Annotated in this window: 12 protein-coding genes; 4 read left to right on the top strand and 8 right to left on the bottom strand. The window is 60.1% G+C overall.

The annotated features are described in order from the left end of the window. Positions 1–127 precede the first annotated feature (127 nt). Positions 128–523, top strand: coding sequence for a hypothetical protein (locus ACA067_RS30655; RefSeq protein WP_497459802.1), 396 nt, complete (start codon positions 128–130; stop codon positions 521–523). A gap of 148 nt (positions 524–671) precedes the next feature. On the opposite strand, the gene ACA067_RS30650 is transcribed toward ACA067_RS30655, so the two are convergent. Continuing rightward, positions 672–1340 (bottom strand): polysaccharide lyase family 7 protein, encoded by a 669-nt coding sequence (locus ACA067_RS30650; RefSeq protein ID WP_497459801.1) that lies wholly within the window; start codon positions 1338–1340, stop codon positions 672–674. Positions 1341–1663: 323 nt separating this feature from the next. Here ACA067_RS30650 and ACA067_RS30645 point away from each other — a divergent pair, with 323 nt between their 5' ends. The 3 genes from ACA067_RS30645 to ACA067_RS30635 are packed head-to-tail and all read left to right on the top strand — an operon-like array spanning position 1664 to position 4656. Next, positions 1664–3787 (top strand): putative bifunctional diguanylate cyclase/phosphodiesterase, encoded by a 2124-nt coding sequence (locus tag ACA067_RS30645; RefSeq protein WP_497459800.1) that lies wholly within the window; start codon positions 1664–1666, stop codon positions 3785–3787. A gap of 45 nt (positions 3788–3832) precedes the next feature. Further along, on the top strand, positions 3833–4324 hold the full coding sequence (locus ACA067_RS30640) for a M48 metallopeptidase family protein (RefSeq protein ID WP_497459799.1): 492 nt from the start codon (positions 3833–3835) through the stop codon (positions 4322–4324). 35 nt (positions 4325–4359) lie between these two features. Next, positions 4360–4656, top strand: a complete 297-nt coding sequence (locus tag ACA067_RS30635) for a winged helix-turn-helix domain-containing protein (protein ID WP_085688643.1) — start codon at positions 4360–4362, stop codon at positions 4654–4656. 126 nt (positions 4657–4782) lie between these two features. Here the strand turns inward: ACA067_RS30635 and ACA067_RS30630 are convergent, their stop codons facing one another. From ACA067_RS30630 to ACA067_RS30600, 7 genes are all read right to left on the bottom strand, one after another. After that, positions 4783–5235, bottom strand: a complete 453-nt coding sequence (locus tag ACA067_RS30630; RefSeq protein WP_497459798.1) for a GNAT family N-acetyltransferase — start codon at positions 5233–5235, stop codon at positions 4783–4785. 108 nt (positions 5236–5343) lie between these two features. Continuing rightward, positions 5344–7527 carry a YccS family putative transporter gene (gene yccS, locus ACA067_RS30625; protein ID WP_497459797.1) on the bottom strand — a complete coding sequence of 728 codons (2184 nt, stop codon included), beginning with the start codon at positions 7525–7527 and terminating at the stop codon, positions 5344–5346. A gap of 250 nt (positions 7528–7777) precedes the next feature. Next, complete coding sequence (locus tag ACA067_RS30620) at positions 7778–8956, bottom strand: BaiN/RdsA family NAD(P)/FAD-dependent oxidoreductase (RefSeq protein WP_497459796.1); 1179 nt, start codon at positions 8954–8956, stop codon at positions 7778–7780. 132 nt (positions 8957–9088) lie between these two features. Further along, positions 9089–10426, bottom strand: a complete 1338-nt coding sequence (gene dbpA / locus ACA067_RS30615; RefSeq protein WP_497462871.1) for an ATP-dependent RNA helicase DbpA — start codon at positions 10424–10426, stop codon at positions 9089–9091. Between the two features lie 262 nt (positions 10427–10688). Then, complete coding sequence (gene mdtD, locus ACA067_RS30610; RefSeq protein ID WP_497459795.1) at positions 10689–12116, bottom strand: multidrug transporter subunit MdtD; 1428 nt, start codon at positions 12114–12116, stop codon at positions 10689–10691. A gap of 143 nt (positions 12117–12259) precedes the next feature. Continuing rightward, positions 12260–13597 carry a TldD/PmbA family protein gene (locus ACA067_RS30605; RefSeq protein WP_497459794.1) on the bottom strand — a complete coding sequence of 446 codons (1338 nt, stop codon included), beginning with the start codon at positions 13595–13597 and terminating at the stop codon, positions 12260–12262. Further along, a complete protein-coding gene (locus ACA067_RS30600; protein ID WP_497459793.1) occupies positions 13597–15039 on the bottom strand; it encodes a TldD/PmbA family protein in 1443 nt (480 codons plus the stop codon). Before ACA067_RS30600 ends, ACA067_RS30605 begins: the two co-directional genes overlap by 1 nt. Positions 15040–15083 lie beyond the last annotated feature (44 nt).

The raw sequence follows: 15083 nt of genomic DNA, 5'->3' as shown, positions 1-15083 counted from the left end.
AGGGTTTTAGTTGGGTCGCTTCACCCTGTTTTTACCCACTGCCGGCACTCGGTGGCCGTTGATCATGACGGCGTCTTTGAAGGCGGATAAACCAATTGATCAGGATGCGTAAAATGGAGTTTATAAAATGCTGAAATATATAGGTCTGTTAGCGGCCATGTGTGCTGCCAGTGTGGCTGCGTCTGCCAACGCTGATACCACTATTTTTACGGCGTCTATCAGTAGCGAAGGGAAGGTACTGGCGCAAAACCCTGAGTGGATCACCGGGGTGGAATATAATGTTCAAAAGGATTACTTCGCAGATTATAAAATCAACTTCAAATCGGGCGTGTACAAGAAAGCTCCGGGTTTCTGTTCCGTCTCTCTGACGGACAGCCGTTCGAATGATGATATTTTTTATGGGCAGGCGAGGCTGGGCGCTATGCCGAAGCAGAGCCATGTTACTGTGATTACTCAGCGCGCCGGCAAGTCGGGGCCTTCGGGGGATGGTTCCCAGAGTTTTATGTTGCTGTGTATCAAGTAAACACAAAGCCTGTAAGCAGCGCACCATGAGGCGCAAAAAAAAATGCCCGTGTCGCAAGAAACGGGCATTTTCTTATCGGCCAGCAGAGTGCCAGATTTTCATACGGCCTGGAAAGCTGCGATATTTTAATGCGGTTGATACGATCCAGTTACTTATTGTGATCAATATCCAGCTTGGTGAACGTCACTTTCCCGCCTTCGCTGGTGTATCCAGTGTGGTCCTGCACATACACCCCGGCCTTGAAGTACAGCGGCTTGACGCTCCAGGTCTTGCTGATGTCGGTGTCCCACTTGTAGCCCGCCGCACTGATGCCCAATGCGCCGCCGCGGCTCAGGTGAATCATGTAGGAGAATGACTGATCCAGTTTCACGCCGGTGGCGATGGTGATCACCCGGCCGTCGCCGTCGTCGGGGCGCATGCGCACTTTGGCGACAATGTTGCCCGACTGCGTGCTGGTCTTGTATTGGTACTCGATCTTCACCATGGGATTCTGGCTTTTATAGGCGTGAATCTGGCCGATGACGATCTTGCCGGAACTGGGCACCTGGTTGATGGCCAGTGTAGCACTCAAGGAGTTGTCGGCGTCCGGGTAGAGCCAATTGCGCAGGGTTCCGTTGCTATAGGTTTCGCGCAATTCGGTGCGAGGATATTTTGCGTTTTCAGTGCGTGTACCCGTCACCGGCGACCAGAAAAAAAGTGTGCCGGTATTGGAGTGGAAGTATTGATCCTTGAAGCCGTTCACCAGTTTGGGAGTGTCGACGGTATACGGCGGATTGCCGACGGGAACACTCAGGTTCCAGGTTGCGAGATCGATCATAGTCAAAAAGCTTCCACGATTTTTTTGCTGCACGCACGTGCCAGATGCTCTAGCTCGCGCCTTGGAGGGCGGTCTTTATAATCGCAGCAGGCTGATTTGTTAATGCCCGTCTGGCAGATGGTTGGCGTCAACATCCTGTCGAGTGCCATCTTTCCCGGTTTCAGGGGCTTGTAGGGGCGACCGTTAGTCGGCAAATGTACGCAATGGTTAAATGATGGCGTACTGACACCTTCTGCTTTCACAGATCCCGGTCTAGAGTGAAGGCTTAGTATCTGTCCGGCTCCACAAGAAGCCGGCCTGCCGCCCCGAAAAAGAGAAGCAGCATGGAATGCGCGCAAGCGACGCCAGCCGAAGCCAGCTCAATTCTTTTGATCGTCGATGATTACCCGGAAAACCTGATCAGCATGCGCGCGCTGCTCCAGCGCCAGGACTGGCAGATCATGACCGCCGCCTCGGGCTTCGAAGCCCTCGACCTGTTGCTCGAACACGATGTCGACCTGGTGCTGCTGGATGTGCAGATGCCGGGCATGGACGGCTTTGAAGTCGCGCGCCTGATGCGCGGCAGTCAGCGCACCTGCCACACCCCCATCATTTTCCTCACCGCCAACGAACAGTCCCAGGCCGCCGTGATCAAGGGCTATGCCAGTGGTGCGGTGGATTACCTGTTCAAACCGTTCGACCCGCAAATCCTCAAGCCGAAAGTCCAGGCGCTGCTTGAGCATCAGCGCAATCGCCGCGCGTTGCAGCGCCTGAGTCACGATCTGGAGCTCGCTCGCGCGTTTAATGCCTCGGTATTGGACAACGCCGCCGAAGGCATTCTGGTGGTCGGTGAGGACGGTCTGATCCGCTTTGCCAATCCAGCGATGTCGCGTCTGCTCAATGCCACGGTGCAAGACCTGCAGGGCAAGGAATTTCTGGATTACCTGCAAAAGCCACACATCCCTGTCTGGGCCGACTCCGAATTGCTCCGCGGTTACAGGCGCGGTGAAACCCTGCGCCTGCATGATGCACTGCTGCGCACGGCTCCGGGTCAACAAGTGCCGGTCGCGCTGTCCTGCGCACCTTTGCCCGCCGAGCAGCAGGCCATGGTGGTGACGGTGCTGGACATGTCGGTCGTGTGTCATTTGCACCAACAGCTGGAGTATCAGGCGGTCACCGACCCGCTGACCGGGCTGCTCAATCGTCGGGGTTTCTACCAGACGGTGGAAAACCTTCTGCTGCGTGGCGAACGTAATGACAGTGTCTGGGTATTGCTGTATCTGGACCTCGACGGCTTCAAGCGGGTCAATGACTCCCTCGGTCACGATGCCGGCGACCGGGTACTGCGCTGGGTCTCCGAACAGTTGAAGGCCTGTCTGCGATCTTTCGACATTCTGGCGCGCATGGGCGGCGACGAGTTCACGGCGTTACTGGACCTTGAATTCCCCGAACAAGCGGCAAAGATTGCCGAGAAGCTGATTGAGCGTGTGTCGATCTGTCAGCAGATCGACGGCCTGGATATCGCCTTGGGCGCGAGCATCGGTATCGCCACTTTCCCGGATTGCGGGGCCAATCTCGACGGCTTGCTACGAGCGTCGGACATCGCCATGTATGAAGCCAAGCGTGCCGGCCGTCAGCAGTATCGCTTCTACGATCACGAAATGAATGGCCGGGCACGCTCGCGGTTGATGCTCGAAGAAAGTGTGCGCACGGCCATCGATAACCGTGATTTCAATCTGGTGTATCAACCTCAGGTGGCCATTGCCAGCGGACAGATTCGCGGCTTCGAAGCGCTGCTGCGCTGGCGCCATCCGAGTGTCGGCGATGTATCGCCAGGACTGTTTTTGCCGTTGCTGGAAGAGGCGCGGTTGATCAGTCGGTTGGGCAGCTGGATCTACCAGCGCGGGGCAGGCCAGCGCAAGGCCTGGGAAGCCTTGTTTGCCGAGGACCTGGTGCTGGGCGTCAGTTTGAGCGGCACGCAGTTCGGCATGCCCAATCTGGTCTCCGAGTTGCGCCAGGTGCTGGAGCGCAACGGTTTGCAGGCTCGCCATCTGGAAGTCGAGGTCACCGAAGAGGCCTTGATGCACAATCCCGACGAAACCCGCAAACAGCTGCGCTTGCTGCGCAATCTGGGGGTGCGGGTGGCCCTGGATGACTTTGGTTCCGGGCCGTGCTCGCTGTCTCATCTGCGCGACCTGGAGCTGGACACACTTAAGCTCGACCGGCACTTGATCTCTCGGCTGCCGGCGTCTTCACGGGATGCGGCGCTGGTGCGCAATGTGATCGACCTGTGCAGGCAATACGGAATGCTGGTGGTTGCCGAAGGCGTAGAAACCGTTGCGCAATATGAGTGGCTGCACGCCAATGGCTGCGAGTACGTACAAGGGTTTTTGGTCGCACGGCCGATGATGGCCGAGGACGTCGGCGACTTTGTGCAGCCGTTCGACTGGAGCACGCTGGTCCGTTGAATTCGCTACACTGGCGACCTGTTCGTTCTGATGTTGCCCGCCCCGATGACCGTGTTGAAATACCTCCAGGCCTATCCCGTTGCATTGCAGGACCAGGTACGCCAGCTGATCGCCGAAGGTCGACTGGATGGCTACCTGAGCCAACGTTACCCGCAAAAGCACGGCGTGCAGAGCGACAAGGCGCTCTATACGTACGCGCTGGACTTGAAGCAGGCGTTCTTGCGTAACGCCCCGGCCATCGACAAGGTCTTGTTCGACAACCGCCTGGACCTGACTCATCGTGCCCTCGGCCTGCACACCACGATCTCCCGGGTGCAGGGCGGCAAGCTCAAGGCCAAGAAAGAAATTCGCGTGGCCTCGTTGTTCAAGGACGCACCTTCCGAGTTTCTGAAAATGATCGTGGTGCATGAGCTGGCGCATTTCAAGGAGTCGGATCATAACAAGGCGTTCTACAAGTTGTGCGAACACATGTTGCCGGGGTATCACCAGGTGGAGTTTGATTTGCGGGTGTACCTGACTTGGCGGGATATGCAATAAAGATCAAGATCTTCTGAATAATGCGGAGCGCAGGGATGGATGTCAGCAAGACCAAAAGCAGCTTCTACCGCCGGTTGTACGTGGCGTACCTGATCGACAGTGGCCTGGCGAGCAGCGTCCCGGCGCTGACCGAGGTCACCGGCATGCCCCGGCGCACGGCCCAGGACACCATCGCGGCGCTGGCGGATCTGGATATTGTTTGCGAGTTCGAACAGGAAGAAGGCGCGCGCAACCATGCCGGGCGCTATCGGATTCGCGAGTGGGGGGCGATTGACCGGGGGTGGATCGAGCGTCATTTGCGGCAGATCAAGGCGGTGCTTGAGTATCCCTGAGCGCCTGTATTGACTGATCCGGCCCCTTCGCGAGCAAGCCCGCTCCCACATTTGATCTTCGTCGTACATAAATACAGTGTTCGCTGAAGATCAAATGTGGGAGCGGGCTTGCTCGCGAAGAGGCCCTCAGGAACGACGCATCCCGATATGCGGAATACCGTCCTCCAAAAACTCCTCACCCGCCACGACAAACCCGTACCGCCCGTAATAACCCTGCAAGTGCGACTGGGCCGACAAATAGACCGGTACCTCAGGCCAGCGCTTTTCAGTCTGCTTCAATGCCTGGTTGATCAACTCATGACCCAGCCCCTGACCGCGCGCCTCCGGTGCGGTAATCACCCGTCCGATCACCACATCGCCACCCTGTAGCTCCGGATCCAGCAACCGCAGGTACGCCACCAGCCGATCACCGTCCCAAGCCATCAAATGGCAAGTGTCGCCCTCCAGATCCTGGCCATCCACGTCCTGATAAATGCATTTCTGCTCGACAACGAACACTTGCGCACGCAACTGCAGAATGGCGTACAGCTGCTCTTTGCCCAGGTCACTGTGGTGTTTGCAGACCCAATCGATTGTCATCGTCCCATTCCTTGATCAACTCGCTCCGATACTAGACGCTCGGGTCAAAGATGTCTTGATGGCGAATGCGTCTGTGGCAGGCCAACTGTCACTCATCATTTCGACGGCTCAATCCTCACCCGTATCCTTGATCAAATGCGCCGCCAACGTGCGCAACGGTCCCAACTGCCGGCAAATCAACCCCAGCTGCGTCTGCACCAACCGTTGCCCTTCATCGATCTCATCCGGCATGTGTTCCAGCGCATTGGCCAGCGCCTCTTCCTCATCGCTCTGAATCGCAATCGGCAGTTTGCTCGCCAGGCCCTGGGCGATTTCATCGATGCTGGCGGCCAGTCTCACCCCGGCACCCTCGATCAAATGCGCGCGCACGTCCGGCGGCAGCGGGGTTTCGCGATGCGCGCCCAGACCTGACAAATAGCTGAGCAAGGTGTGCGACAGCACCAGAAACCGGAACCCGACATCCGCTTCCTTACGGAAATGCCCCGGTTCCATCAGCATGTTCGCCAACGTGGTCGACAGCGCGGCGTCGGCGTTGTGGGCATTGCGTCGGGCCAGGCGATACGCCAGGTCGTCGCTTTTGCCGACGGCGTATTGCTGCATGATCTGGCGCAGGTAAACGCTGTTGCAGGTCAGGGTGTTGGCCAACACTTTGTTCAGGCGTCGACCCTGCCAGTCCGGCAGGAACAGGAACACCGCCAGTCCGGCGATCAGGCTGCCGAGCAAGGTATCGAACAGTCGCGGCAGGAACAGCCCGTAACCGTCCCCGACCTGGTTGAAGCAGAACAACACCATCAGGGTGATTGCAGCCGTCGCCAGGGTATAGCGGGTTGTACGGCTGATAAAGAACACCACCCCGGCTGCGATCGCGAAGCATGACTGGACCAAGGGGTTGGGGAACAGATCGAACAGCGCCCAGGCCACGGTCAGGCCGATGCCGGTGCCGATGATCCGCTGACCCAGCTTGAGTCTTGTCGCGCCGTAGTTCGGCTGGCAGACAAAGAGCGTCGTGAGGATGATCCAGTAACCCTGGGACGGGTGGATCAAATGCACCATGCCGTAGCCGATGCTCAAGGCCAGGGGCAATCGCAGGGCGTGACGGAACAGCAGCGAGGTCGGTGTCAGCTGTGTGCGCAAGCGTATCCACACATCCTTGAGGCTGCGTGGCGAACGGTCGAGCAGGCTGCTGTCGGTGGCATCGGCCAGCGCGTCGGGGTTGCTGGCATCGCTGAGCAAACGGTCAAGGGTGCCGAGGTTGGCCGCCAGTGCGCGCAGTGAACGCAACAGGCCGCGCCAGGCCGGGTTGCTCTGGTTGCGCAGGTGTTCGAGGGAGGCGTGCAGGTCGATCAGGGCTTGGGCAAAACCCGCGTCGTAAATGAATGGCTGGCGCATCTGGATCGACTCGGCCAGCGCGCGGCAGGCTTTGCCTTGCTGGCGCAGCAGGCGCTGACAGCGGAACAGCACGTCGCTGTGGAAGAAGGCATCGGCCAGGGCGTTGTAAGGGTAGTGTGAGGAACTGGCGCGCTCGTGGATGTCCTGGGCGAGGAAGTACAATTTCAGGTAACGGCTGACTTTCGACCCGGGTCGACCATTGCCGACCCGGTGCAGGATGATTTCCTTGGCGGCGTTCAGTGCGGCCACCACTTGGCCGTTCTGCCGGGCCAGTTCCAGCCGGCGTGCTTCCACGTCCATCTGCCGGATCGGCTCGAACAGCGACGATTTCAGCTTCAGGTAATAACCCAATTCACGGAACAATCGCGCCAGGCTCTGCTGCACCGGCTGGTTGGAGAACATCGCCTGCCACAGCACCGAGAGCAAACCATACCAGGCCGCACCGGCCACCAGCAGCACCGGTTCATGCCAGAAATCAGTGACCGCACCGCCACGCTGTTCGACACCGATCATGGTGTAGACCGACAGAATCAGCGTTGCCGACGCAATCGCACCATAGCGTTCGCCCAAGGCGCCGAGCATGGTCAGGCCGAAACTGGCCAGCGCGAGGGCGATGACAAAGACGATGGGGTAGGGGAAGAGCAGTTCGACGGAAAGGGCGGCGACGCTGAAACACACCAGCGTCACGGCCAGGGCGTTGAGACGGCCTTGCCAACTGTCGTCGGTCTCGGCCAGGGCGCTGGCGATGATGCCCAGGAACAACGGGATCAGCAGCGCCATTTCATCCTGATACCAACACAGCGCCATGCTGCCGGTCAGGGCGATGAACACCCGCACGCTGTAGCTGAATTTATCCAGCGCCCAGAGGCGACGCAGAGACTGACTGAACGGGGTCGAGGACATGAAGTGCGAAGGCCTTCCGAGGCAATAAAGCTAAATTGAGCCAGTAATGACGTCGACGCAATGGCGCCGATCACATCCGACAGCAAAATCTGTTCCTTCCCTGCTGGTGAATGATGCACCGCGGTGTGCCAGGTGCGCCGCCTTCGCCGGCAAGCCAGCTCCTACAGGGTGATGTGCCATGCCCGGATTTGGTGGCCATGGCAAATCCTGTAGGAGCCGGCTTGCTGGCGAAGAACGATAACGCGGTGTGTCAGACGTACTGCGCGGCAGCGTAGCCGGAGGCCCAGGCCCACTGGAAGTTGAAACCGCCCAGATGCCCGGTCACGTCGAGCACTTCGCCGATGAAGTAAAGGCCAGGGCTTTTCAGCGATTCCATGGTCTTGGACGAAACCTCACGGGTGTCGACGCCGCCCAAGGTCACTTCCGCCGTCCGGTAGCCTTCGGTGCCGGCCGGCACGACTTTCCAGCTCGCCAGTTTTTCTGCGATGTCGGCAATTTCCGCGTGGGTGTACTGTTTCATCGGCTTGGAGACGAACCAGTTGTCCGCCAGCAGGTTGGCCATCTTCTTGGTGAAGAGTTCACCGAGCAGGGTTTTCAGTTCGCTGTTCGGGCGTTCGGCTTGTTGCTGTTGCAGCCAGCCCGGCACGTCGTGATCCGGCAGCAGGTTGATCTCCACCGTGTCGCCGGACTCCCAGAACGAAGAAATCTGCAAAATCGCCGGGCCGCTGAGTCCGCGGTGGGTGAACAGGATGTTCTCGCGAAAGCTCTGGTCGTTGCAGCTCACCAGGCAATCCACCGACGTACCGGACAGCTCGGTGCAAAGCTCCTTGAGCTGATCGGTGATGGTGAACGGCACCAAACCTGCGCGTGTCGGGAGCAAATCGTGGCCGAATTGTCTGGCCACTTGATAGCCGAAACCGCTTGCGCCCAGGGTCGGAATCGACAGGCCGCCCGTGGCGATCACCAACGATTCGCAGGTGATCTGGCCCAGCGTGGTGTCCAGCAGGTAACCCCGTTCGAGTTTCTCTATGGTCTGGATCGAAGTGTCCAGGTGCAGGCTCACGCCGACCTTATCGCACTCGCTGAACAGCATCTCGAGGATGTCACTGGATTTGTTATCGCAGAACAGCTGGCCGAGTTTTTTCTCGTGGTATGGCACGCCGTGTTTGGCGACCATGCCGATGAAATCCCACTGGGTGTAACGCGCCAGGGCGGATTTGCAGAAGTGCTCGTTTTGCGAGAGAAAATTGCCCGGTTCGCTGTACATGTTGGTGAAATTGCAGCGACCACCGCCCGACATCAGGATTTTCTTGCCGGCCTTGTTCGCATGATCGAGCAACATCACCTGGCGCCCACGCCCGGCGGCGGTCAGCGCACACATCAATCCTGCGGCGCCAGCGCCAATGATCACGACTTCGGTAGAGCGCAAAACGGTGTCCTCATACAATGATCGTTCCCACGCTCTGCGTGGGAATGCCGCCATGGACGCTCTGCGTCCGCCGTTATGTGACGCGGAGCGTCACGGGATGCATTCCCACGCGGAGCATGGGAACGATCAGAGTCAGAGAATGCGCACGCGCAGCGAGCGGCCTTTGATCTTGCCGTCGTTCAGGCGCTGCAGGGCCTGCTTGGCGATCCCGCGCTCCACGGCTACAAATGCCTGGAAATCGAAGATCGCAATCTTGCCGACCTGGGCACCCGGAATCCCGGCATCGCCCGTCAGCGCACCCAGAATGTCACCCGGACGCACCTTGTCTTTACGACCTGCGCCGATGCACAGCGTGCTCATCACCGGCAGCAGCGGTGCGCCGCCCTGGGACTTGAGGTTGTCCAGCTGATCCCAGCTCAACGGCGACTTCTGCAGTTGCTCGATGGCCTGGGCGCGGTGCGCTTCGGACGGAGCGACCAGGCTGATCGCGATGCCTTTTTCACCGGCACGACCGGTACGGCCAACACGGTGGATGTGGATTTCCGAGTCACGGGCCAGTTCGACGTTGATCACCATGTCCAGCGCATCGATGTCCAGACCGCGAGCGGCGACGTCGGTGGCAACCAGTACCGAGGTACTGCGGTTGGCGAACATGGCCAGCACCTGGTCACGATCACGCTGTTCCAGATCGCCGTGCAGGCCGACGGCGGAGATGCCTTTGGAGGACAGGTGATCGACGGTTTCCTGAACCTGCTGCTTGGTGAAGCAGAAGGCTACGCATGACGCCGGACGGTGATGCGCGAGGACTTTGACCACGGCGTCCATGCGCTCTTCCGGGGAAATCTCGTAGAAGCGCTGCTCGATCTGCGTGTCGTCGTGGAACGCCTCGGCCTTCACGATCTGAGGGGTGCGCATGAATTTCGCCGCCAGTTGCTTGATACCCGTCGGGTACGTGGCGGAGAACAGCAGAGTCTGGCGGCGTTCCGGGGTCTGGGCGATGATTTCTTCGATGGAATCGTAGAAACCCATGTCGAGCATGCGGTCGGCTTCGTCGAGGATCAGCGTGTTCAGGCCATGGAGCACCAGCGAACCTTTGCGCAAATGTTGCTGAAGGCGGCCCGGGGTGCCGACGATGATGTGCGCACCGTGCTCCAGAGAGCCGATCTGCGGGCCGAAGGACACGCCGCCACACAGGGTCAGGACCTTGATGTTGTCTTCGGAGCGGGCCAGACGACGGATTTCCTTGGCGACCTGGTCAGCCAGCTCGCGCGTCGGGCAAATGACCAGTGCCTGGCAACCGAAGAAGCGCGGATTGATCGGGTTCAGCAGGCCGATACCGAAGGCGGCGGTCTTGCCGCTGCCGGTCTTGGCCTGGGCGATCAGGTCCATCCCCTTGAGGATCACCGGCAAGCTTTGCGCCTGGATCGGCGTCATCTGGGCATAACCGAGGGAGTCGAGGTTAGCCAGCATGGCGGCGGACAGCGGCAAAGTATTAAAAGCGGTGGCGATGGTGGTCACGGGACTGGCCTGCAAAACAAAATGTCGCGCAGTGTATCAGTCCCATGGCCATTCGCCCGTAGTTTCCAGACGAGAAGTCGCCGAGCGAAGGCCAGGCAAGGCGAAAACAGGCGAGAAACGGCTGGGGTCGCACTCGACTTGGCTTTAGCCAATGAGCATTTCGAGCCTGTTTTCAACGCAGCATGGTCGAGCGCAGGCACTTATCGTCTGGAAACTAAGGCTCTATGTGTTCTTCCGGACTTCTGACGCGCCGTCCGTCTTCCTTTGAGAGCTGCGAGAAGATCGTCGCGGCCAGCATCGCCATAACTCCAACGGTCACAAAGGTCAGCTGGAACGCGCCCAGCACCGTGTCTACGCCGTCATTGCCGGCTTCTGCCGTGAACCCGCCGAGCAGGGCGCCGGCGCAGGCAACACCCAGGCTCAGGGACAATTGCGCGACCACCGACAGCAAGCTGTTGCCGCTGCTGGCACTGGCGTCGTCGAGGTCGATCAGGGTCACCGTGTTCATCGCGGTGAACTGCAACGAGTTGATCGCGCCGAGAATCGACAGCATCACCAGCAGCAACCAGTACGGCGTCTGCTCGCTGACCAGCCCCATGCTCGCCAGCATCAACCCCAGCGCCAAGGTATTGCCGGTCAGCACGATGCGATAGCCCAAGCGTTCGATCAGCGGCCGCGCCACCGACTTGGCGACCATTGCGGCAGCAGCCAGCGGCAACATGCTCATCCCGGCCTGGGATGGCGAATAACCCAGCGCCACTTGCAGCAGCAACGGCACGAGGAACGGCAACGCGCCGCTGCCCAGACGGGCGAACAGGTTGCCGAGAATGCCCACGGCAAACGTCCGGGTCTTGAACAGCGAGGGTGCGAACAGTGGATTATTGATGTGCCCGGCCCGCAGCCAGTACGCTGCCAGACACGCCATGCCGCCGAACAGCAGCAACATCACACGCAAGTGCGGCAGGTGCAGTTCGCCGAGTCCTTCCATGGCGATGGTGATCAGCACCATCGCCGCGCCAAACAGCAAAAAACCCAGGCTGTCGAAACGGGTGCGCTCGGTGCCGCGCAGGTCAGGGATGAACTTCCACACGGCGTAGCAACCGACAGCGCCCACCGGCAGGTTGATCAGGAATATCCAGTGCCAGGTCAGGTATTCCACCATCCAGCCGCCCATGGTCGGGCCGAGCAAGGGGCCGAGCAGACCGGGAATGGTGATAAAGCCCATGATCCGCACCAGCTCCGAGCGTGGGTAGGCGCGCAGCACCACCAGGCGCCCGACCGGCAGCATCAGCGCACCGCCCAGGCCCTGAATCACTCGGGCGCCGATCAGCATGCTCAAGGTGTTCGACAGGGCGCAGAGCAAGGAGCCAATGCTGAACAGCAGGATCGCACCGAAGAAGATTTTCTTGGTGCCGAAGCGGTCGGCGATCCAGCCCGAGGCCGGGATCAGCAAGGCAACGGTGAGCATGTAGGCGATGATCACGCCCTGCATGCGCAGCGGATTTTCCGCCAGGTCCCGGGCCATGGCGGGCAGGGCGGTGTTGAGGATGGTCCCGTCGAGGGATTGCATGAAGAACGCGATGGCGACAACCCAAGGCAACCAGCGGGCAGTGACAGCATCGAGAGGTTGGCGGTTGGGCATGGGGCCTCTTGTCAGGGAGTATCTGCGTTTCACCGACCCCTGTAGGAGCTGGCTTGCCAGCGAAGGCGCACTGTCAGGCAACAATGATGTTGAATGTGACGGCCCCTTCGCTGGCAAGCCAGCTCCTACAGGGTTTTGCGTGTTTACAGGGTTAGCGTGAGTTGGCTGATGAGCGCCCCCGGCAGCAACGCCGAGGCCGTGGCCCGCTGGCTATAGGTGCTGGCTGACAACAACAACTCCCGATCCTCGGTCAATGCTTCCAACTGCGAACCCAGCAAGCTGTAAGCACTGTCATCAAAGCGCATGGTACTCACCGGCGCCTGAATCTCGCCGTTCTCGACCCAGAAGGTCGCAAACCGCGTCATGCCGGTCAGGCGTGCCGCCGGCTGGTCCGAGTAGTTCAGGTACCAGAGGTTGCTGATGTATAAGCCGGTGCCCAGTTGCTTGAGAATCTCTGCATCAGGCAGCGTGCCAGCCGCCATGTTCAATGCGCTGGGCATTTCACCATGGCTGGCGCCGTTGGCCGTCAGGCCGTACTCGGCGGCACTGCGTGAACTGACCATTTGCGCGCCGGCCTTGCCGTTGATGATCAACCCCAGATCGCTGCGCGGATAGCCTTCGCCGGAAAACGCCGGGCTCAACGAACCGCTGACCTTTTCATCGACCGAGACCAACGGGCTGAACAAACTGTCGCCAGCGTAAAGCTTTTGCAGCGGACTGTTTTTGCTGGCAATCGACTGCGCCGAGAAACCGCCCCAACCCAGCATATCCATGATTTCACCCATGGCTGCCGGAGCCAGGTAGGCGCGGTATTGACCCGGCGCCAGGGTGCGTTGCGGTCTGCCTAGGAACGCCAACTGCTCGCGCGCCTGCGCAAAGCGCCTGGCGAACCCTTCGCTGTTCCACTCATGCCCGGCGTAGCTCGCTTTGACGGCCTGGCCATTTTCATGGAACAGGCTGAAATCGAAGTTCAAGCTGTTGGCCTGATGCCAGCCAAACGCGCCCGCAGAACTGGCGAAACCCCGACTGATCGGGCCGGCAGCGTAGAAGCCCACCAGGTCCAGCCCTTCGGCCGCCTGGGTGATTTCAGCGACCACTTGCGCGGTGTCCGGCAGCGGATGGTCCTGCACATTCTTGCTCTGCCAACCGGTGTAGTTGAGCAGCAGGTACGGGTCCTGCGGCAGCAGCGGCAGGGTTTCGCGCAACTGTTGCAGCCCTTCGGCCAGGCGCTGAACATCGACTTGCACATCACCGGAGAGGGTAATGTCCAGGTCGGCGTGGCGCCCATCGTTGATCAGCTTGAAGCCGACACTCGCTTGCTGCACCTGACCGGCCTGGCGCACCTTGGCGTGGTTGAAACGCACGAAGGCCGACGACTCGGCGGCGTAGCTGAGGGTGAATTGTTCCGGTTCGCGCACAGCATCGCGCAACCAGTGGACCAAGGCCTTGAACGCTTCGGCCTGATTGTTGGACGTACTCATCAGGCGTCTCCCCCAAACACATCAACATGGCTGAATACGCAGGCCGGTGACGCATGGCCGACGCGGATCACCTGATTCGGTTCACCCTTGCCGCAGTTCGGTGTGCCGAGAACCTTGAAGGTGCTGGCGTCGCCGACGGCGCTGAGGCTTTTCCAGAACTGCGCGGAAATCGCCCGGTAGTTAGGGTTTTTCACCACGCCCTTGAGTTCGCCGTTTTCGATCAACTGAGCCCATTCGCAGCCGAACTGGAACTTGTTGCGCGCATCGTCGATGGACCAGGAGCGGTTGGTGCTCATCAAGATGCCGTGCTCGATGTTGCCGATCAGTTGCTCCAGCGGTTGATCGCCAGGCTCGATGTTCAGGTTGGCCATGCGGTCGATCGGCGGACGATTCCAGCCGCAGGCGCGGCTGTTGGCAACGCCCTCCATGCCGGCCCGGAATTGCGACAGCGCGCCGCCCAATGGCCGCAACAGCAAGCCTTCTTTAATCAGGAATTGCTTGCTGGCGGCGCTGCCGTCGTCGTCATGTCCGTAGCTGGCGAGCTGTTCGGGGATGTCCGGGTCGAAGGTCACGTTGAGCAGTTTGGAGCCATATTGCAGGCTGCCAAAATCTTCTGCCTTGACGAAACTGGTACCAGCGTAATTGCGCTCGTCGCCGAGGATGCGGTCCAGTTCCAGCGGGTGACCGATGGATTCGTGGATCTGCAGCATCATCTGGTCCGGCATCAACAACAGGTCACGCGGGCCCTGCGGAGTGTTCGGCGCCAGTAGCAACTGCAGCGCCTGATCGGCGATTTTCGGGCCGGCACCCACCAACCCGCAACGGCTGATCACATCAAAGCCACCCTGTTGGCCGAAGTTCTCGCGGCCGAGGGTGCGGGTCTGGCTGTCGCTGCCGTCGTAGGCGGTGACTTCCAGGCTTGGATAGACGAAGCGCTGTGCCTGACGCAGCTCGGCGCCGGCGCTGTTGAGGTAGATCTGCTCGACATTAGTGATGCCGATGCTCACCTGCCAGTTCACCAGGCGCTCGTCCTTGGGCACGGCGGCGGATTCGGCGCCGAGCAGTTGGTAGCAGTCGCTCAGGGACGGGAAGGGCTGGTCCAGGTTCGGTGAAAAGTAGTCGGCGCGGTCGCTGGAAACGGCTTGCTCGCGCAGGTCGAGCAGGGCGTGCGGCTTGAGTCGGCGGGCTTGCTGCTCGGCTCTCTCCAGCGCGGCTTGCAGGCCGGATTGGGACAGGTCGCTGGTCGCGGCGTAGGCTTCCACGCCGTTGACCCGAACGGTCAGCATTGCGCCTTCGTCACGGCTCAGGCTCGGAGGTTCGGCGACGTTCTTGCGCACTGACAGGTACTGGCCGGACTCGCGCACATAACGCAGCGAAAAGAATTCAGCGCCCGTGCGCAAGGCAGCGAAGCGCTGCTTGAGCTGGGGGTGGAAATCGAACATTCGGGAACCTCCTTGGTATGGGGTTGCGATGTATCGGTATTGCG

The sequence above is a fragment of the Pseudomonas sp. LBUM1674 genome (genome assembly GCF_059695635.1).
This window is presented reverse-complemented; position numbering and strand designations above follow the sequence as displayed.